The following is a 19,688-nucleotide window of genomic DNA, read 5'->3' as shown; positions in this document are numbered from 1 at the left end:
GCGGTATCCGAGCTGGATTGTTCTATACCGCTCATTAATACAATCGATCGGGGCGTGCGTGAAGAGGGCGAGTGGGATGCCCGAAGTGGTTCAGTCCCTCGCCCGGGCACCCGTCTTGATCGACCGCACGTTGTCCAGATGCCTGCCGAGGAAGGTGGACGCCTCCTCCATGTCCCCGCGTTCCACCAGGTCCAGGAGCCGCAGATGCTCGCGGGCCTGGTCGGCGAGTCGGGAGCGGTCGAGCTGGTGGCGGTACTCGATGAGACGGCGCAGCCGGTTCTGGCGGCGTACGGCGTCGAGCAGGAACTGGTTGCCTGAGCAGCCGGCCAGCATCTCGTGGAACGAGGCGTTGACCTGGAACAGCTCGGCCCGCGGCAGCAGCAGGATGTCCCCGCGCAGCAGCTCCTTCTGTTGCCGCCGGTGCAGGGCGAAGGCGGCGGCGTCCACGGTGAACCCGGGCTCCAGCAGCGCGGCCGGCTCGACGATCATCCGGAAGCGGTAGCTCTGGTCATGCGCCGCCACGGTCGCCATGACGTGCTGGAACTCCCAGCCCCGGCCGCCCGTCCTGCGCCGCAGCAGATCCTCGGCCTCCATCCGGGAGAGCACCCGGTCGGCCTGGCGGGGCGTCAGCCGGTAGCGGCGGGCGATGTCGGCCGCCGTGAACGACCCGGTGAAGCGGCCGCCGACATGGTCGTCCGCGATCTGGAAGTACGCCGACTCCTCCACGTCCTCGGCCAGGCCTGCATCGGGTCGGCCGAGGGTGCTCGCGTCGCGGGTGAGGAAGAAGCCGCGCTGGGGGACCCGTTCCAGGATGCCGACCTCGGTGAGGAACAGCATCGCCTTGCGCACCGGGGTGCGGGAGACGTCCAGTTCGTCGGCCGCCCACTGCTCGGTGATGTGGGCGCCCTCCGCGAGGCCGCCGCGACGCATCAGGTCCACCAGCCGCGTGGCCAGGGAGGTGGTCAGGTTGGGCCTCGGCATCGGTCCTGCGCTCTTCCGGTCGTGGGGCGGCGGAGCCTCGCCCCCTATGCGTCCCTCCGAACTGTATCTTGCCTCGGTTCGATACAAGAGTCGGAAGCGACGAGATCGGAGTGCAGCGCGCCCAGGCGGGACGCCCGGAGTTCCTCCCGGGCCCGTGACCGCTGGATCTTGCCGCTGGTGGTGCGGGGCACGCTCATCGGCCCGACGATGACGACCCGCACGGCGAGCCGCAGGTCCCGGGCCACGCGCTCCCTGATGAGACCGGCGAGGGTCGCGGCGCTGCGACCGTCGAGTTGGCGTGGACGGATCTCCTGGACCAGCACGATGTGTTCGCGACCGGAGCTGTCGGGCAGCGCGAAGGCGGCGCTCGGACCGGTGGCCGGGTCGGCCGTCTCACCGACGCGTTCGATGTCCTGGGGGTGGATGTTGCGGCCGTTGACGATGATCAGGTCCTTGGCGCGGCCCGTCACATACAGCTCGTCCTCCTGGAAGAAGCCGAGGTCCCCGGTGCGCAGATACGGGCCCTCGCCGTCGGCGGTGGTGGCCGCGAAGTGCTCGGCGGTGGCTCGGGGATTGCCGAGATAGCCCAGGGCGACGCTGTCGCCGCGCACCCAGATCTCGCCGACCTGCCCGTCCTTGACGGGGTGTGAGGTGACCGGGTCGACGATCCGGACGTCCACGCCGGAGGGCCGGCCGCTGGCGACGAGCTCGACGCCGTCCGGGGCGGGCAGCGCCTGACCGGCCTCCAGCGCGTCCCGGTCGAAGCGCCCCACGGTCGGCCCCTGGCCGCAGCGGGTGCCGGTGACCAGGAGTGTGGCCTCGGCGAGGCCGTAACCGGGGGCCCAGATGTCCGTGCGGAAGCCGACCGGGGCCAACCGGCGGGCGACCGCGCCGAGGACGTCCGCCCGGACAGGCTCGCCGCCGCTCAGCGCGTACCGCAGACAGTCCAGGTCCAGCTCCGGGTCCAGGTCGGTGAGCTGGGTGCCCTTCAGGCTTCTCAGCAGCCAGTCGTAGCCGAAATTCGGGGCGAAGGTGTAGAAGGCCCGGTACCGGCTGATCATCCGGAGCCACAGCTCGGGGTGGGCGATGAAGGCCACCGGCGAGCAGAAGACGAGATTGCCGTAGCTGGCGAGCGGGCTGAGCAGCATCCCGACCAGGCCCATGTCGTGGTAGTGCGGCAGCCATCCGGCACCCGTCGGGGCCGGGTCGTGGCGCAGTTCGTCCAGGACCTCGTCTGGGACCAGCCTCTCCCTGATCGACAGCAGGTTGTGCAGCAGATTGCGGTGGCTGATGACGACACCGCGCGGCTCGCTGGTCGATCCCGACGTGTACTGGATGTACGCGGTCGCCGAAAGGTCCTGTGAGACCGGTGACCAGTCGTCCGGCGCCGGCGGTACGTCCTTGTCCGTCGCCACGCATTCGACCTGGCGCTCAGGCTCCGCACCGGCCAGCCACTCGCTGAGCGCGGGCCTGCGCGAGGCGTCGCTGAGGATCAGGCCGATGCCGGCGTCGCGGATGATGCCCTCGGCGCGCCGCAGTGCCCGCCGGTCGGTGTCCGGCAGCGGAGCGGGAACGGCGACCCGGCCGGCGTACAGGCAGCCCAGGAAGACCGCGAAGAACTCCAGGCCCGATGGATACATCAGCATGACGTGCGCGCCGGGCGCCGTACGGTCGGCCAGCAAGGCGCCCACCGCGCGGGCCCGCGCGTCGAGCTGCTCGTAGCCCAGCCGCTCCACCTCGACGAGCTCGCCCCGGACACTGTCCACGCGGGCGTACCAGCGGGTGTTCCCGAGGAGCCACACCTTCTCGCGCAGGAACCGGACGAGTTCACTCACCACCGGCTCCGATCCGTCCCACCAGGGTGTCCTCGACGTAGGTGACCACGGAGCCGACCGTGTGCAGCTCCCAGGCGACCTCGTCGGGGATACGCACCCCGAACCGCTCCTCCGCTACGACGGTCATCCGCACCAGGACCAGAGAGTCCAACCCCAGGTCCGCGACGAACGACGTCTGTTCATCGACCTGTTCCGGGGCGATGTCGCCGAACTCGGCCAGCATCGCCTTCAGTTCGGCGAGGATCTCGTCCCGCTTCACCGCGCCCCCTCCCACGCCACAGGCAGACAGCTGAGCCCGCGTTCGAACATGCTGGGCCGCCACCGCGGCGTACCGTCGAGCCGCAGTCCGGGCAGTCGGCGCAGGACGGTGGTGACGGCAGCCTCGGCCGTCATCCGGCCGATGTGGGCGCCCAGGCAGTAGTGGGCGCCATGGCCGAAGGTGAGATGCCCCGGGGTCGGTCGGCGCAGGTCGAGCCGGTCGGGATCGGGGAACCGCGCCGGGTCCCGGTTGGCGGCGCCGATGCACAGGAACAGGGACTCGTCCGCGGGCACGGTCACCTCGCCGAACTCGACGGGTTCCAGCGTGCCCCGCCAGCTCGTGAAGGGCAGAGGGCTCTCGTGGCGCAGCAGTTCGCCGAGGCCGGTGCCGAGCAGGGACGGGTCGTCGCGCAGCGCCGTCAGCTGGTCGGGGTGGGTGAGCAGGGCGTGCAGGCTGTTGCCGACGCTGTTGATGCTCGGGTCCTGGCCCGCCACCAGCATCATCATGACCAGCCCGTGCAACTCGTCCTCACCCAGGAGCCCTTCCTCGTCCCGGGCCCGCACGAGCAGCGAGATCAGATCGTCGCCGGGGGAACGGCGTTTCTGGGCGACGGCCCCGCGCACGAACCCGTCGACCTCGTGGGCGAGCGCGGCGACGTACGGCACGTCGTTGTTCCACTCGGCGGTGCGCCAGATCATCGCCCGCAGATGGTTCATCTGCGGTGGGGTGGCGCCGAGGACGGAGAACAGGACGTTGCCGCCGAGCGGATAGGCGACCGCCGTCATCAGGTCGCCGTGCCCGCGGTCCACGATCTGGTCGATCCGGTTGTCGACCAGCCGCTGCACCCGGGAGCGCCACTCCTCCTGCCGGGCCGGAGTGAAGAACGGCTGCATGATCCGGCGCAGTTCGCCATGGCGTGGATCGTCACTGTCCAGCAGATGCACGAACAGCCGCTCCCGCAGCTCGGTCGGCCAGTGCCGCAGCCACATCATCCCCGCCGGGATGCGTTTGCTGTCGCAGGTCACCCGGGGGTCGGTGTGGGCCTTGCGGACGTCGTCGTAGCGGGTCAGCAGCCAGCCGGGACCGTCCGGGCTGACCACACGGCTGACGGGGCGGTGCTCGCGCAGCCAGTGCAGGGTGGGGTAGGGGTCGTGCTGGAACGCCTCGGTGAACGGGGCGGGCAGGCCTCCGGGCAGTGGATCGGGTGGCCAGCCGGGCGGGTAGTCGCGGGCCGCCTCGACCCTCGGCCTCGTCTGCGCCGGGACGTACGGTCCTGGATCGGTGACCGCCGGTGGGGTGTCGTCGGCGACGGAGACGCCCTGGAGGCGACTGGTGCGCAGCATCGGGTAGTTGAGCTCCGCGAAGCGGTCACCGCTCAGGCCCGGGCCACCGTGGTTGGAGAGGTACGGCACTCCCGCGAGGTGGGAGTCGTTCACCCGCAGCTGGCCGCAGGAACGGACGTCGCGCACGAAACGTTCGATGATCTCCGGGCTGCGTGTCCACAGGGAGTTGCGCAGGCCGTAGGTGCCGGAGGACACGAACGACAGCATCTCGGCGAGGAGTTCGTCGTCGGAGGCGGGGCGGGGGACCGCCAGGGTCAGCAGCGGGAAGAACGTCTCGTACCGCACCGACCGCAGCCGCCCGGCGAAGGAGAGCCCGTCGGCCCGGACCAGCGCCGGCTCCGCGAACACGGCGACATCGCTCTCCCGGCCGCCGACGTCCAGATGACGCCCGCCCGTCAGGACCCGTGCCCCCGCCCGCCGCGCGTCGGCGAGCGTGGCGTCGTACCCGGCGGTGTTGGGCGTCGCCGCCAGCACCACCTCCGGGTCGTCGGGGAAGCCGGGCCGCAGCGCCCGCACCCGCTCGGTCAGCAGGTCGGTGAGCCGGTCGGCGATCTCGGGGTGGACGAGGGCGATGTTGGGCGCACAGCAGATCTGGCCGCTGCCGTGGTACGACTCAAGGAGCGCCTCGACGGCCTGGTCCAGGGGCGCGTCCCGCCACACCACGACCATGTCGTTGCCGCCGAGTTCCAGGATCGGCTTCTTGCCCGCCGCGAGACACGCCTTCTCCAGATGCTCCCCGCGGATCGAGTCGCCGAAGTACAGCACGTCGTCCACCAGCGGGCTCTCCAGCCAGGTGTCCAACGCCAGCGTGGGGTCGGTGCACAGCGCCGACAGGACGCCGGGCGGAGCACCGGCCTCGTCGAGCGCGGGCACGGCGACCCGCTCCAGCAGATACATGGCGGCGATCGGGGCGTGCCGGGACAGCCGCACCACCAGCGCGTTTCCGACCAGTACGGCCTGGAAGGCGGCGCCGACACTCAGCGCCGGGGTGTTCTGCGGCGGCTGTACGCACACCACACCGTCCGGCACCCGGCGCAGCGACACCGTCCGGCCGTCGACGGTGTGCCGTGTCTCCAGCTGCCGCAGACACCAGTCGGTGGTCTCCGGACCGAAGAAGGTCAGCAGGTTGGCGACCTCCATCCGGGCCAGCCGGACGGGATGCCCCTCCTCGACCAACAGCCCGGTCAACGCGTCGGCGTGGTCCCGCAGCCGGGCGCGGAACGCCTCGGCGAGTCCGGCTCGCTGGGCCGTGGAGGCGCCGCCCCACTCGTCCGCCGCCTGCCGGGCGGTGCGCAGCGCGGCCTGCATATGGTCGGGGCCTGCCAGGGCGCAGCGCCCCAGGATCGCCTCCGGATGGACCTCGGGCCCCATGCGTCCCGCGTTCAAGGCGTTGCGGTAGCAGGTGGCGCCGATGGGATCGTCGATCAGGGCGCTCGCGCGCATCGCGTGCACCCACTCGACCGGGCCGGGGACGGTGGTGCCGCCGATGAGGGGGCCGAAGTCGAGCGGGCCTCCGGCGGCGGCCACCGCCGGGCCGCCGGGTTCCTGACAGGTCACCATGAGGAGCCTCCCCTTCAGGCGTTGGCGGTGTCGGTGCCGCGCATGCCGAGGCGCAGCAGCACATGGCGGGACAGGTCGGTCAGGGTGATGCCGCCCTGGAGGAGCTCCATCGGCGGGATCTCGACGTCGAGGCGCCGGCGCAGCGTGGTGAGGAGTTCGGCGGCCATCAGGGAGTCGACGCCGTAGTCCTGGATCGGTGTCCTCGGATCGATGCGGGCGACATCGGTCTGGAGGATGCGGGCCAGCAGCTCGGCCAGCGCGTTGTTGACGGCCTCCAGCGCCTCGTCCTGGCCGAGCCCCGCCAACGTGGCCAGGAGGTCCTGGCGGTTGTGCCCGCCGAGTTCGCCCTCCGCCGGCAGCAACGCCTCGAAGCGCGGCATGCTCGCGGTGGGCAGGAACGTACGCAGCCTTGCCCAGTCGAACCGGCCGATCCCGGCGACGGCCTCACCGGACGCCGCCAGTGTCTCCAGCGCGGCCAGCGACTCGCGCGACCTCGACGGCTCGGCGCCCAGCGCTGTCATCGCGGACGCGAGCCCCTCGCGCGCGACATGGCCGCAGTCCCCGATCGCACCCCAGCCGACGGCCAGGGCCGGTGCGGTGCCGTGCCGCCGCCGGGCCAGCGCGTCGAGGAACAGGTTCCCGCCGACGTAGGCGGACTGCTTGATGTTGCCGATCACCGCGGTGAAGGAGGAGTAGAGCCAGAACAGCCCCAGTTCGCGATCGCGGGTCAGGGCGTCGAGGACCGCTGCCCCGGCCAGCTTGGGGGCCAGGACCGCGCGGATCCGCTCGTCGTCGAGCTCGGTGAGCGGGGCGTCGTCCAGGGTCATCGCCGCGTGCACCACACCCGCGAGCCGGTGCCCCGTGGCGTCGATCCGGTCGATCGTCTCGGCCATGGCCACGGCGTCGGTGACATCGGCGGCGTACGGCGTCGCTGTCACGCCGCGATCGGCCAGGTCGGACAGTACGGCTGCCGCCTCGGGTCCATCGGCGCCCCGCCGTGAGACCAGGGCCAGATGCCGGGCGCCGCGATCCGCGAGCCAGCGGGCGGTCGCTGCGCCGAAGCCGCTCAGGCCGCCGGTGACCAGGTAGCTGCCGTCGGGATCGAGCCGGAGCGGCTCGGGCCGGGTACGGACCGCGACCGGCGCGTCGTCGGGTTCGAGGCTCACGACGACCTTGCCGATGTGCCGCGAGTGCTGGAGCAGCGTGAACGCCTCCTTGACCCGTGCGGCGGGATACACCGAGTGCGGCAGCGGACGGTACCGGCCGTCCGCCACGCGCTCGGAGATCTCGGCCAGCAGACCCAGGCCCCGCTCCATTCCGGCCTCGTCGAACAGCAGGGCGGTGATATCGGCACCGAAGAAGGCGATGTTGCGGCTGAACGGGCGCATCGGCAGCGGCTTGTTGGCGTACATGTCACGCTTGCCGAGTTCGATGAACCGGCCACCGGGCCGCAGGATCTCCAGACCCCGGTCGATGGCCTGCCCGGCCAGCGAGTTGACGACGACATCGACGCCGCGTCCCTCGGTGATCCGCAGTGCCTGGTCGGCGAATTCGAGGGTGCGGGAGTCCAGCACGTGGTCGACGCCCAGCGCCCGCAGCAGGTCCCGCTTGGCCGGGCTGCCCGCGGTGGCGATGACGTTGGCGCCCACCAACTGGGCGTACCGGACGGCGGCGAGGCCCACGCCCCCGGCGGCGCCATGCACGAGAACGGTCTCGCCGGCCGTGAGGCGCGCCAGCTCGTGCAGCGCGTAGTGGACCGTCACGAACGCCACCGGCAAGGTCGCGGCCTCCGCGAATCCCAGTCCGTCGGGAATCCGCATGGCAGTCGGCGCCGGGGTCACCGTGTGCGAGGCCAGAGAGCCCACGGCGATCGCGCACACCCGGTCCCCGACGGCGGGCTCCTGGACCCCCTCGCCGACCGCCGTGACGATCCCCGCGCATTCCAACCCGGGCCGGTTCTCCCTGCTGATGCCCTCGGCCGCCTCCGGGGGCAGCAGTCCGGTCGCCAGCATGATGTCGCGGTAGTTGAGCGCCGCCGCCCGCACCTCGATCACCACCTCGCCGGCCTTGGGGACGGGGGGTTCGATCCGTGTCCAGACCGGTTCGTACGACAGACCGGACGCCGGAATCTCCAGCGCGAAGGGCGCGTCGCCCCTCGGTTCGAAGTGCTCGTCGCAGGGGAATCCGATCTCACGCGGCACGAAGCGGCCGTGGGAGGTGAGCACGATCTCGTCCTCGCGTACCGCCGTGCTCCCGTCGTCGCCGGACGGCGTGACGGATTCCAGGAGTTCACGGGCCAGCCGGTGCGCGTCGGCGGCCGGGTCACCGGCGCGTTCCAGCGACAGGCGGGTGATGCGCAGTCCCGGATGTTCGTTGGCGAGGGTGCGGGCCATGCCCCAGGCGGCGGCGTCCTGCGGACGGTCGGCTCGTTCGGGCGCGGGCAGCGCTCCGCTGGGCCGGGTCACCAGCCACAGCGCCGGACGTACACCCTCCGGGAGGTCCCGGCACGCCGAGGCCAGGGCACGCAGCGTGGCGGCGCGTCGCACGGCCTGGTCGAGCATGGCCCGGGGGTCGGTCGGGGAGTCGCCCAGTACCAGGACGACGACCGGATCGCCGTCCCCGGTGAGCGCCGTGGCCCAGGACGCCGGGTCGGTCGGCGCGGTCGCCACGGGCACGGACCGCTCTCCGCCGTCGTCCAGGAGTACGGCGAGGCGCTCGGCCAGGGGCGTCTCGGTCTCGCTCTCGACGGCCAGGACCCAACGGACGCCGTCACGGGGCCGTGCCGGTGCGGGCAGCGGGACCTCGTGCGAGGGAGTCGAGGCCAGCAGCACCGAGGCGCCGTCGCCGGTGTCCGTGATGGCCTCACCGAGGCAGACGGCATCGCGGAAGCCGCACGCGGTCAGCAGACCCTGCCACTGGTCCCGGCGCAGCGTGGGCGAGTCCGTGCGCAGGGGGTCGGCGGCGGCCCAGAAGCTGCCCAGGGTGCCGAAGAACGGCAGCAGATAGTCCAGGTCATGGATCTCCAGGGCCAGCAGACGGCCCCCCGGTGCGAGCAGCACCCGCACCCGGCGCAGGGCCGCCTCCAGATCGGCCGCCGTGTGCAGGGAGTTGGCCGCGACGACCAGGTCGTAGGTGCCGTCCGCGAAGCCCTGCTCGGCGGGGTCGGTGTTCAGATCGAACGTGCGGTAGGCGACGAAGGGGTGGTCCCCGAACCGGTGCTGGGCGCGGGCGAAGAACGCCGTGGACACATCGGTGAAGTCGTAGACCGTGCGCTCCGGAGGCAGCAGCGGGAGCAGTGCGGCGGTCGTGCCGCCCGTGCCCGCGCCGATCTCCAGGATCCGCAGGGGCCGGTCCGCCGGCCAGCGCCGTACGATCTCGGCCGCGACGGCTGCGACGCCCCGGTTGTAGGTGCGGCAGGACGGCGCCACGTCGTACATCTGCTCCAGGGCGTCCTGTGCGCCCTGCCCGGTGAGCAGATGCAGCGCGTCCTGTTCGCCGCGCAGCACCTGCGGCAGACGCGCCAACTGCCGTACTACCAGCTGAACTTCGGCTACGCAGGCCGGGAAGTCGAGTGGCAGCCGGGACAGCAGCGGGGCCGGGTCGGCGGCGCCGGTCAGCCGCCACCGCCCGTCCTCGCCGACGGCCGCCAGGCCCTGCCGGGACATCAGCCCCAGCAGGGCCCGCGCCGGCCGTTCGTGTGCGGGGAGCATGCCGTGCCGAACCAGATCGGCCGGCGTGAACTCGGTGACGTCCGGGGGCAGCAGGCCCGCGAAGGCGGCGGCCGCCGCATGAGCGGTCACCACTTTGAGTCGGGCCACGAACTCCGTGAAGCGTACGGAGCGCGAGTCGGCCTCCGCCCTTGCGACAACGCCCCCGACGGCTTCCGCGAGTTCGTGATTTCCGCACAGCGGCGAGGCCTCGGCCGGGAGATGAGGATGGGGCGCGGCGCGCAACGTCGTCCGGTATCGCCGGGGCGTGCGGTCGGCGAGGCCGTGCACCCGCCGCATCCGGATACCGTCCAGCTCGACGGTGACGCTGCCGTCCGGATCGGTGACGACGGCGTCGAAGCAGAGTTCGGTGGCCGCGCGCGTGCGATCAAGGATGTGCAGCATCCCCGTCGGGGACGGGCTCCGCCACACCCGTACGGCACCGATCGAGGCCGGGAGCCAGAACTGTCCGCCGCCGGACCGGACGGCGGCCAGCGGCACGCACGCCTGGAGCGCGCTGTCGAGCAGCGCGGGGTGCGCAACGTACTGCGCGGTGTCCGCCTCGTCCGTGGTGTGCCGGTAGGCGCCCAGCAGTTCCCCCGGGCCGAGATGCACCCGCGTGAGCTGCCGGAAGGTGGGTCCATAGGCCAGGCCGATGGCGGCCATCTCGGAGTACAGGGCATCGGAGTCGCCCCGGCGGGTGCAGCGGGCCCGCACCTCGGCCAGGTCGATCCGCGCGGGCGGGCGGCCGAGCAGCTCACGGACCCGGCACCGGGCATGCGGGCGGGGCAGCGGGTCCTCGGCCTCGACGCCGTCCTCGTTGGTCTCGGTGGCGGCGATCGACACCATGCCGTCGTCGGGGGAGTACGCGACCCGGATCCGGACGTCCCCGGCCCGGCTCCAGGGGATGACCAGCGGGCGCTTCACCTCCAGCCAGGCCAGTTCCACCGGCGCGTCCAGCACCCGCCGCCCGGCGGCCAGGGCCATCTCGATATGGCCGACGGCGGGGAACAGCACCGATCCCGCCACCTTGTGGTCGGCCAGCCAGGGGACCAGCGCGGGTTCGACCGGCCCCTGCCAGGCGGGCTCGGCGGTCGGCAGCCGTTCGCCCAGCAGCGGATGGTCGAGCAGCCCTGAGCCGCTGCTGGTGACCCAATGGTGCGGGGCACCGCTCCAGTGCCGCTCCCGCTGCCATGGGTACGCGGGGAGTTCCGCCGGCGGGGCGGGGCGCGGGAACCAGCGCGTCCAGTCCGTCTCCGCTCCGCTTGCGAGCAGTGCTTCCACGGACTGACGCAGCGCGGCCGGACCGGCCGTGTCACGGCGCAGGGTCGCCAGTACGGCCACCGGACCGGATCCGACGCTGATCCGCCGCAGGTACGTGCGCAGGACGGGATGCGGGCCGACCTCCAGCAGAATGTCGACGCCCGCGTCCAGGGCGTGTTCGACGGCGGCGGCGAAGCGGACCGGTTCGCGGACGTTGCGCCACCAGTAGTCGGCGTCCAGGCCGGACTCGGGCACCGGCCCGCCGGTCACGGTCGAGATCAGCCCCTCCGTGCCTCCTTCAGGAGCCAGCCCGTCGAGGGCGATGGCCAGCGGAGCCCGGACCCGTTCCATGGCCGGACTGTGGAAGGCGTAGTCGAGATCCATGAGATGGAAGAACACCTCCCGGCTCGCCAACTCGTCGCCCAGCGACTTGAGTTGGTTCACCGGCCCGGCGATCGTCACATCCCGGGCGGAGTTCACGGCCGCGACGACCAGACCCGGGTATGCCGACAGAAACCGCTCCGCCTCGTCCGGCGACAGCCCCGCCGCGGCCATACGGCCCCGCCCGGCCGTGCCCGCCTGGGCCCGGCTGCGCTCGGCGACGACACACGCGGCCTCCTCCAGGGTCAGCGCGCCGACGGCATACGCGGCGGCCACCTCCCCGACGCTGTGCCCGAGCGTGACCGACCAGGTCACGCCCCGCCCACGCAGCACCGCGACGACGCCCGCCTGCACCGCGAACAGCAGCGGCTGCGCGACCTCGGTGGCTTCGAGCCCCCACTCGTCCACCGGCCGCCCCAGAGCGGCGGTGACCGACCAGCCCAGCCGGGGCGTCAGCGCGGCGTCGACCGCCTCCACCTCTGCCCGGAACACCGGGTCGTCCAGGAGGTCGGCGGCCATCCCCGCCCACTGGGAGCCGTTGCCCGAGAAGACCAGCCCGACCCGGCCGCGCTCGACCGCCTCACCCGTCCCGCACTCGCCGGTCAGGATCCGCGCGGCCTCGTCCGGCGTCGACGCCAACGCCACCCGGCGATGGCGATGCCGGGCCCGGCGGACACCGGCCGTGGCCGCGATGGCGTAGAACTCCTCCGGCGAGGCCCCCGTCAGCCGCACCGCCAGCCGCCGCGCCGCCTCCTCGGCCGCCCGCGCCGTACGCCCAGAGGCGATCACCGGCAGATCACCCGTCACATCGACGCCGGACCTCTCAGATCCCTCAGGCGGCCCACCGACGACCACATGCGCGTTCGCCCCGCCGAACCCGAAGGAGTTGACACCGACGAAGCGCCGTCCCTGGCCCGGCACCAGCGGACGGGCCCGGTCGACGGGTTCCAGGCCCAGTCCGGCGAAGTCGATGCCGGGATTGAGCGGCTCCAGATGCAGCGACGCGGGGATCGTGCCGTACCGCAGCACCGCCAGCGCCTTGAACAGCCCCGCCATGCCCGAGGCGGGCTCCAGGTGCCCGACATTGGACTTCACCGACCCGATGGGCAGCGGGCCCACGGTCCGCCCGGCGCCCAGTGCCCGGCCCAGCGCCGTGCACTCGGCCGGATCGCCCGCCTGGGTGCCGGTGCCGTGCGCCTCGACGTACACCACCTCGTCGGGCGCGATGCCCGCCCGCTCGTACACCTGCCGCAGCAGCTCCTCCTGTGCCTCGGTGCTCGGCAGGGCCAGGCCCATGGTGCGCCCGTCGCAGTTGCTCGCCGCGCCGGCGATCACCCCGTGGATGCGGTCCCCGTCCGCCACCGCGTCGCCCAGCGGCTTCAGCACCACCACACCCGCGCCCTCGGCCCTGACGAACCCGTCGGCGTTCGCCGAGAACGCCGCGCAGCGCCCCCGCCGCGACAGCATCGACGCCTGACTGAACCCGACGAACCCTCCCGGGTTCAGCAGCACGTTCACCCCGCCCGCCAGCGCCACCCGGCTGCCGCCCGAGGCGAGTTCCCGGCAGGCGCGCTCGACGGCCACCAGCGACGAGGAGCACGCGGTGTCGACGGCCATGCTCGGCCCGCGCAGATCGAAGAAGTGCGACAGCCGGTTCGCCGCGATGGAGTGGGCGAAGCCCGCCATCGAGTAGGCGTTCATGGACCGGCCCCGGGACATCTGCAGCCCCGCGTAGGAGAAGTCCGAGATGCCGACGAACACACAGGTGTCGGAGCCGGCGAGCGTCGCGGGGTCGATGCCGGCGTCGTCGAGCGCCTCGGCCGCCGTCTCCAGCAGCAGCCGGTGCTGCGGGTCCATCTGCGCGGCCTCGCGCGGCGAGATACCGAAGTAGTCCGCGTCGAACCCCGCGATGTCCGTCAGGAACCCACCGCGCGCGGTGTACGACTTCCCCGCCCGCGCCATCTCCGTGTCGACGAACCGTCCCGCATCGAACCGGTCCTCCGGGACCGTGCCCACCAGGTCACGCCCGGCCTCCAACGCCTCCCACAACCCGGCCAGATCGGTGATCCCGCCCGGCAGCCGGCACCCCAGGCCGACGATCGCGAACGCGTCCGCGGCGCACGAATCCCCAGTCAACCCCACACCCCACTCCTGAAGAAGAACGATGACGTGTGCCACTGCTTGCGGATGGTCCCGGGGCGGGCCGCGACGGGTGGGTCGGGGAAGTGGCCGAGAGGGGCCCGGGCCTGGGCACACACAGCGGAGAGCACACTGATCACGGTAGGGCGAATGGGGTCAAGCAGCCGCTTCCGTACGGCATTTCGCCATAACGGAGGAACGCGCGATCAAAAGGGCGAAGTGTAAATTGACGTCAATTTGGGCACATTGAGGGCTTCGCCCCGGACGGTCACCGGATGCGGTGCTGCTTCCAGAAAGCGGTGAGGTCCTTGTCCGTCACGGACTGCGCGGCCTTCTTGAAGTCGGCCGTGGTGGAGACGCCGTACCAGTGGTCGTGGGCGTAGCGCTTCAGGAGCCGGGCCATGGTGTCCGCGCCGAGGGTGCGCTCCAGGTCGGCGAGGGCGCACGAGCCGGCCGTGTAGACCAGGTGGTACTCGTCCCGGTGCGCGGCCCAGTACGCCATCGAGTTGGTCAGCGCCGTACTGTTGCTCGGCCATTCGACCTCCGACCAGCAGTCGCGGGTCTCCCAGCCGTAGAAGCGCGCGTTGGCGTACTGCGCGAAGCTCTCGTCCAGCCAGGGCGCGCCGTACTCGTCGTTGCCGACGATGCCGTACCACCACTGGTGCGCGACCTCGTGGACGACGGCGCCGCCCTCGTCGGTGGTGCCGAGCAGGACCAGGCCGGGGTACTCCATCCCGCCGCCGAACTCGCTCGTCATCACCAGGTCGATCTCGCCGTACGGGTAGCGCCCGAACTCCTCGCCGAACCGGTCGACGGCGGCGGCGCCTTCCTCACGGGTGAGGCGCACGCCCGCCGCGGAGGTGCCGGGAGCCCAGTACGACTTGACCCGCACGCCCCCGGGTGTGGTCGCGACGGCCGTGTGGAAAGGGCCCGCCGCCCAGGCGAAGTCCCGCACTCGATGCGCGACACTGACGGTGACACTGCGCCCGGGCCCGCCAGGGACGCTCCAAGTGCGGCCCGTCGCAGGGACCTTGAGCTTCGAGGGGTGGTCGAGCGCCACGCGGAAGTCGCTCGCCAGGGCGTAGAAGCTCTCACCGGTCGACACATACGGGTCGAGGTGCCACCCCTTGGCGTCGCGCACGGCGAGCACGGGCAGCGCGTTGCCCAGGAAGCGGACGGCGCCCTCGCGGCCGAAGCGGTCGTTGCGCTTCGGCACGGTGATGGACACGCCGAAGGACACGGTCGCCCGCTCACCGCGCGCCAGCGGCTTCGGCAGGGTGATCCGCAACGCCGTGCAGTTCACGGTCAGCGGGCCCGCGGTGCCGCCGCGCACATCGGTCACCTTCACCGGGGACGGCGTGCCGGCCGTGCCGCACTTGTCCACGCCGTTGCCCCACAGGCGTACGTACACCTCACGCAGCGGACGGTCGGAGGAGTTGCGGAACGTCACCCGCTCCCGGCCGGCCCAGCGCGAACCGTCGGCGTCGGCGCGCAGGGTCACGTCGTAACGCGGCCGATCCGGGGACGCGGCGGGTTCCGAGAGGGCGTCGGCCCCGGTGCCGGCCAGCGCCGCGAACAGTGCCAGCAGCACAACGAGCAGTCTGCTTACGGTCCTTGACGTCCACGCGGGAAACGAGGGCATGACAGCGGATCATTCCACAACGAGTGAAGTCTTGGCCCAGACTGCCGGAATGGAGTTCTTTTGCTACCACCGCGACCGGTCCGACTCCCTGCCCCTGCGCGAGCGGCTGGGGGAGGAGCACTGGTCGTACATGGACCGGTTCGCCAAGCGACTGATCGCGCGGGGCCCGACGTTCGCGGCCGACGGCGAGACACCCACCGGCAGCGTGCACATAGTCGACCTGCCCGACCCCACCGCCGCCCGCGCGTTCGCCTTCGACGAGCCCAACCACCAGGCCGGCGTGTACCGGGACGTTCTGCTGCGCCGGTGGCGCAACCTGCTGGGGCGCACCATGTGGGACTTCCCCGGGGGCAGCACCGGCGGCAACCGGTATCTGGTACTCGCCCTCGGCCCGGAGCGCCCCGACGGCCCGACCGAGCCACCGGCCGGCCACGAACTCGTCGCGTACGGGCCGCTGCTGTCCGACGACGGCACCGCCTGGCTCGGTACGGCCGCACTGGTACGCGCTCCGGACGCGGCTACGGCACGCGCGGTACTGGCGCCGCATCGGTACGCCGAAGTCGAGGTCCACGCCTGGGAGTTCGGCGGGCGGCGCTGAGAGGGCCGGGGCGCCTTCAGCCGTGTGACGGACGCAGAGTCGCGGGCGTCGGACCGTCCGGGCGGACGGTGATGCCGTACCTCGCCTTCGCGGGGGTGGACGAGAACACCACCCTGTGGGCAGGCAGGAGGTGCTCCAGCAGCACCGTGGCCTCACGGAGCGCGAACTGCATGCCGAGACAGGTGCGCGGACCCAGCCCGAAGGGGAGATAGGCACCCGGGTGACCCGGCCGGCCGCCCGGGGTGAGGAAGCGGCGGGGGTCGAACCGCTCGGGGTCCGCCCACAGTTCGGGATCGCGGTGGGTGAGGTAGGGGCAGACGAGGATGTCGGTACCTGCCTCGACGGTGTACCCGGCCAGGGTGTCGTCCTCGGCGGTGTGACGCGGCAGGACCCAGGCGGACGGGTACAGCCGCAGCGTCTCGTGAACCAGCGCCTGGATGGCCTGGCTGCGCTCCTCCGAGCCCTCGACGCCGGCGGCGAGAGCCTGTTCGCGGGCGTCGGGGTACTCGTCGAGCAGGAGATGGAGCCAGGTCAGGGTGCCGGCCGTGGTCTCGTGCCCGGCCGCGAGCAGCGTGACCAGCTCGTCGCGGATCAGCCGGTCGGTGTACTCGGGCCGCGCGGCGGAGGCGTCGATCAGCACATGCAGCAGGCCCGGGCCGTCGGGGCCGGTCTCGCCGCGGCGGGCCGCCTCGATGGCGTGCCGGGCGAGGGCGTCGATCCGGGCGAGGTCTTCGGCCACCGCCTCCCTGGCGTCCTCGGCATCGGCGGGCAACGTCGGAAGGGCGGCAGCCACGGCCTCGACGGCGGCCAGTTCGCGCTCGGTGTCGTCGTCAAGGGGAAGGCCGGTGAGCGAGCGCCAGATGGCGTCCAGGGCGAAGCGGTGCATCTCCCGCCCGACGTCGAGGGTCTGTCCGGTCCGCGCGTACTCCGACCAGCGCCCGGCGGTGACCCGGGCCGCCTCGGCGATCCGCCGGTCGTAACGGCGCATGCCGGTGCCGGTGAACTGCGACTGGAGCAGACGGCGTTGCCGTTTCCATGCCTTTCCCGCGGTGGACAGGACCCCGTCGCCGACCAGCAGGCGGGCGCGGTGCGAGCGTTTGACGTACTGCTCCGGGTGGCGGGCGAGTACGTGCTGGACGGCTTGCGGCTCGGTGACCAGGACGGTGCGGGCGGGCCCGAGACGGAACGCGGCGACACCACCGACCTGCTCACGCACCAGGGCCAGCAGTTCGACCAGTTCACCACCCCCGGCATGCCACCGCTTCACGACGTCGGGCTCGACTTCGGGGACCGGCGGAGCCGTTCGGGGGGTGTGGGGGAGGGGGCCGAGGCCCGCTTGGGCGTCCGTGTTCATGCGACGGACTGTACGGGAGCGGGCACGTCGCGTGACAGGTGGCTTTGGCGCCTTGAGGTCGGGGCACCATGGCTGCCATGGCCCTGTCGACGGAGTTCACGGAACTGTTCGGTGTCGAGCACCCGATCGCCCTGGCCCCGATGGGTGGTTCGGCCGGAGGCGCCCTGACGGCGGCGGTCTCACGCGGCGGCGGTCTCGGGCTCCTGGGCAGCGGGAACGGCGACCCGGACTGGCTGGCCCGCGAACTGCCCGTCCTGGCCGCCGAGTCCGCCGGGAAACCCTGGGGCATCGGCTTTCTGACGTGGGCGATCGACGAGGCCGTGGTCGCGTGGGCACTGGAGCTTCGACCGGCGGCGATGATGCTGTCCTTCGGGGACCCCGGCCGCTTCACGGAGCGTGTCCATGACTCCGGTACGGCGCTGATCCTCCAGGTCACCGATCTGGAGGAGGCCCGCCGGGCGGTGGATCTCGGCGCCGATGTGATCGTGGCGCAGGGCACCGAGGCCGGTGGGCACGGGGCCCGGCACGGACGCTCCACGCTGCCGTTCGTACCCGTCGTCGTCGACCTGGTGGCACCGGTGCCGGTGCTCGCGGCCGGGGGGATCGCCGACGGGCGCGGCGTGGCGGCGGCTTTGGCGCTGGGGGCGGCAGGCGCTGTACTCGGCACCCGCTTCCAAGCCACGGCCGAGGCCCTGGTGGACCCCGCGACGGCCAAGGCGATCATCGAGGGACGCGGCGAGGACACCGAGCGCAACAGGGTGCTCGACATCGCCCGCGACTCGCCCTGGCCCGCGAGGTACACCGCACGCACTCTCGCCCATCCCTTCCTCGACGCCTGGCGGGACCGCGAGGACGAGCTCGCGGCCGACCCGAACGCCCGGCAGGCGTACCGGGACGCCGTGGCACAGGGCACGATCCCCGCACTGCCCCAGTGGGCCGGCGAGGCCATCGACCTCATCGACGACCTGCCGTCCGCAGCGGACCTGGTCGCCGCACTGGCCGCGCGGGCCGAGGCGGCGCTGGCCCGAGTGGCCGGACACTGACCGGGCGGCTCGGTCAGCCCGTCGCCGACGGAGTCTTCCGCGGCTCCTCCGCACTCTGCTCCGTCACGGCCCGCCCGCCCGGATGCCGCAGCGCGCACAGGAAGCCGACGCCCAGGGCGATGGCCATGCCGTAGAAGACCCACTGGTTGGCCTCGGCGAAGTCCATGCGTACGGCGTCCATCGCGTCCCGCATCGCCGATGCCGCGGGCCCCGTGCCCGTCGGTGTGCTGTCGTCGCCGTTGCCGGTGATGGACTCGGTGACGTCGCGGGCGACTTCGTGGGCGACGTTCGAGGAGAAGCCGCGGGACTCCAGGGTGTTCACCACGTTGGTGTTGGTGACATGGGTCAGGATCGTGCCGAACACGGCCATGCCCACGCTCGCCGCGAAGTTGCGCACGGTCTGGGTGATGCCCGTGACCTCGCCGTAGGAGGGGCCGATGGCCCGGTTGACGGCGTCCGTGGACGCGGGTGCCAGGATGAAGCCGATTCCCGCGCCGGCGAGACAGGCGTAGGGCCACTGGTCGTGCATGGAAAGGTCGGTGAGCTTGCCCGCCCACAGGGCGAAGCCGACGGCGCCCACCACGGTGCCCATCTTGAGCGCCGGACGCGCCCCCTGCTTGTCGAGGATCCGCCCGCCCCACTGGGAGGCGATGGCGAACCCCGCGAAGACGTACAGCAGGAACAGCGCGGCCTGGTTCGGCGAGGCGCTCAGGGACACCTGGGCGTACACGGAGGCGAAGAAGAACAGCGGGACGAAGGCGAGCATCGCGAAGAACAGCACCGCCGCGTCCACCGTGAACGCCTTGTCCCGGAAGACCCGCAGATCGATCAACGGGTGCCGGACCCCGCGCTCGTACCGGACGAACGCGTACAGGATCACCAGGCCACCCGCGATGCAGCCCCAGGTCGCGGCGCTGTCCCAGCCCCATGCCCAGGCCTGTTGGAAGCCGAGCACACTGAGCCCCATGCCGATCGCCATCAGCGCCGCGCCGGGAACGTCGAGGGTGCCCGCCCGCCTGCGGTCCGAGATGTGCGCCAGGCCGGTGAGGACGAGGGCGACCACGGCCACCGGGACGTTGACCCAGAACACGGCACGCCAGGTCCATTCCGTGAGCCAGCCGCCGAGCAGCGGCCCGATGGCGGTCAGCGCACCGGAGATCCCGAAGAACAGGGCGAGGGCACGGCCGCGCCGCTCGGGCGGGAACACCGCCACCACCACGGCCAGCGCCGCCGGGAACAGCAGTGCCGCCCCGAACCCCTGCGTGGCCCGGAACGCGATCAGCCAGCCCTGTGCCGCGTCGCCCTTGGGGACGCAGCCGCACAGCACCGACGAGACGACGAACACGATCGTGCCGATGACGACCACCCGGCGTGGCCCGTAGAGGTCCGCGAGGCGACCGCCCAACGCGAAGAAGGCGGCCAGGGCGAGCAGATAGGCGTTGACGACCCATTGCATTCCGGAGGCCGACAGACCCAGTTCACGGACGATGTCGGGGGCGGCGATGGAGACGATCGTCTGGTCGATGAACGTCATCGCGACCGCGAACATCATCGCCGCGAGCGCCACGGACTGCCGTGGTGCC

Annotated in this window: 10 protein-coding genes; 2 read left to right on the top strand and 8 right to left on the bottom strand. The window is 72.2% G+C overall.

Features of this window, described 5'->3' with window-relative positions; all coding sequences use genetic code 11:
• Window positions 1-90: 90 nt before the first annotated feature.
• The 6 genes from IE325_RS13165 to IE325_RS13140 form a co-directional block, all read right to left on the bottom strand.
• Window positions 91-981, bottom strand: a complete 891-nt coding sequence (locus IE325_RS13165; protein WP_190070011.1) for a GntR family transcriptional regulator — start codon at window positions 979-981, stop codon at window positions 91-93.
• Between the two features lie 44 nt (window positions 982-1,025).
• Window positions 1,026-2,816: a fatty acyl-AMP ligase gene (locus tag IE325_RS13160; RefSeq protein ID WP_190070010.1), complete on the bottom strand. Its 1,791-nt coding sequence runs from the start codon at window positions 2,814-2,816 to the stop codon at window positions 1,026-1,028.
• A complete protein-coding gene (locus IE325_RS13155) occupies window positions 2,809-3,075 on the bottom strand; it encodes an acyl carrier protein (RefSeq protein ID WP_190070009.1) in 267 nt (88 codons plus the stop codon). The genes IE325_RS13160 and IE325_RS13155 overlap by 8 nt, the downstream gene beginning before the upstream one ends.
• Window positions 3,072-5,978 carry an aldehyde dehydrogenase family protein gene (locus IE325_RS13150; protein ID WP_190070008.1) on the bottom strand — a complete coding sequence of 969 codons (2,907 nt, stop codon included), beginning with the start codon at window positions 5,976-5,978 and terminating at the stop codon, window positions 3,072-3,074. Before IE325_RS13150 ends, IE325_RS13155 begins: the two co-directional genes overlap by 4 nt.
• Before the next feature lie 14 nt (window positions 5,979-5,992).
• Window positions 5,993-13,471: an SDR family NAD(P)-dependent oxidoreductase gene (locus tag IE325_RS13145; RefSeq protein ID WP_434095388.1), complete on the bottom strand. Its 7,479-nt coding sequence runs from the start codon at window positions 13,469-13,471 to the stop codon at window positions 5,993-5,995.
• 265 nt (window positions 13,472-13,736) lie between these two features.
• The gene (locus IE325_RS13140) at window positions 13,737-15,110 is read right to left on the bottom strand and encodes a M1 family metallopeptidase (protein WP_190070006.1); all 1,374 of its coding nucleotides are present in this window, start codon (window positions 15,108-15,110) and stop codon (window positions 13,737-13,739) included.
• Between the two features lie 49 nt (window positions 15,111-15,159).
• Between IE325_RS13140 and IE325_RS13135 the strand changes: the two genes are divergently transcribed.
• Window positions 15,160-15,708, top strand: a complete 549-nt coding sequence (locus IE325_RS13135) for a YciI family protein (protein ID WP_190070005.1) — start codon at window positions 15,160-15,162, stop codon at window positions 15,706-15,708.
• A gap of 16 nt (window positions 15,709-15,724) precedes the next feature.
• On the opposite strand, the gene IE325_RS13130 is transcribed toward IE325_RS13135, so the two are convergent.
• Entirely contained in the window at window positions 15,725-17,062 is a 1,338-nt protein-coding gene (locus IE325_RS13130; protein ID WP_190070004.1) for a cytochrome P450, read from the bottom strand.
• A gap of 77 nt (window positions 17,063-17,139) precedes the next feature.
• On the opposite strand from IE325_RS13130, the gene IE325_RS13125 reads away from it, so the two are divergent.
• Window positions 17,140-18,105, top strand: a complete 966-nt coding sequence (locus tag IE325_RS13125; RefSeq protein WP_190070003.1) for an NAD(P)H-dependent flavin oxidoreductase — start codon at window positions 17,140-17,142, stop codon at window positions 18,103-18,105.
• A gap of 13 nt (window positions 18,106-18,118) precedes the next feature.
• Here IE325_RS13125 and IE325_RS13120 read toward each other — a convergent pair whose 3' ends face one another.
• On the bottom strand, window positions 18,119-19,657 hold the full coding sequence (locus IE325_RS13120; protein ID WP_190070339.1) for an MFS transporter: 1,539 nt from the start codon (window positions 19,655-19,657) through the stop codon (window positions 18,119-18,121).
• Between the last annotated feature and the right edge of the window lie 31 nt (window positions 19,658-19,688).

The organism is Streptomyces lanatus (assembly GCF_014655715.1).
GTDB lineage: Bacteria > Actinomycetota > Actinomycetes > Streptomycetales > Streptomycetaceae > Streptomyces > Streptomyces lanatus.
The sequence above is the reverse complement of the archived record's forward strand: the minus strand, read 5'-3'. Positions and strand labels throughout refer to the sequence as shown.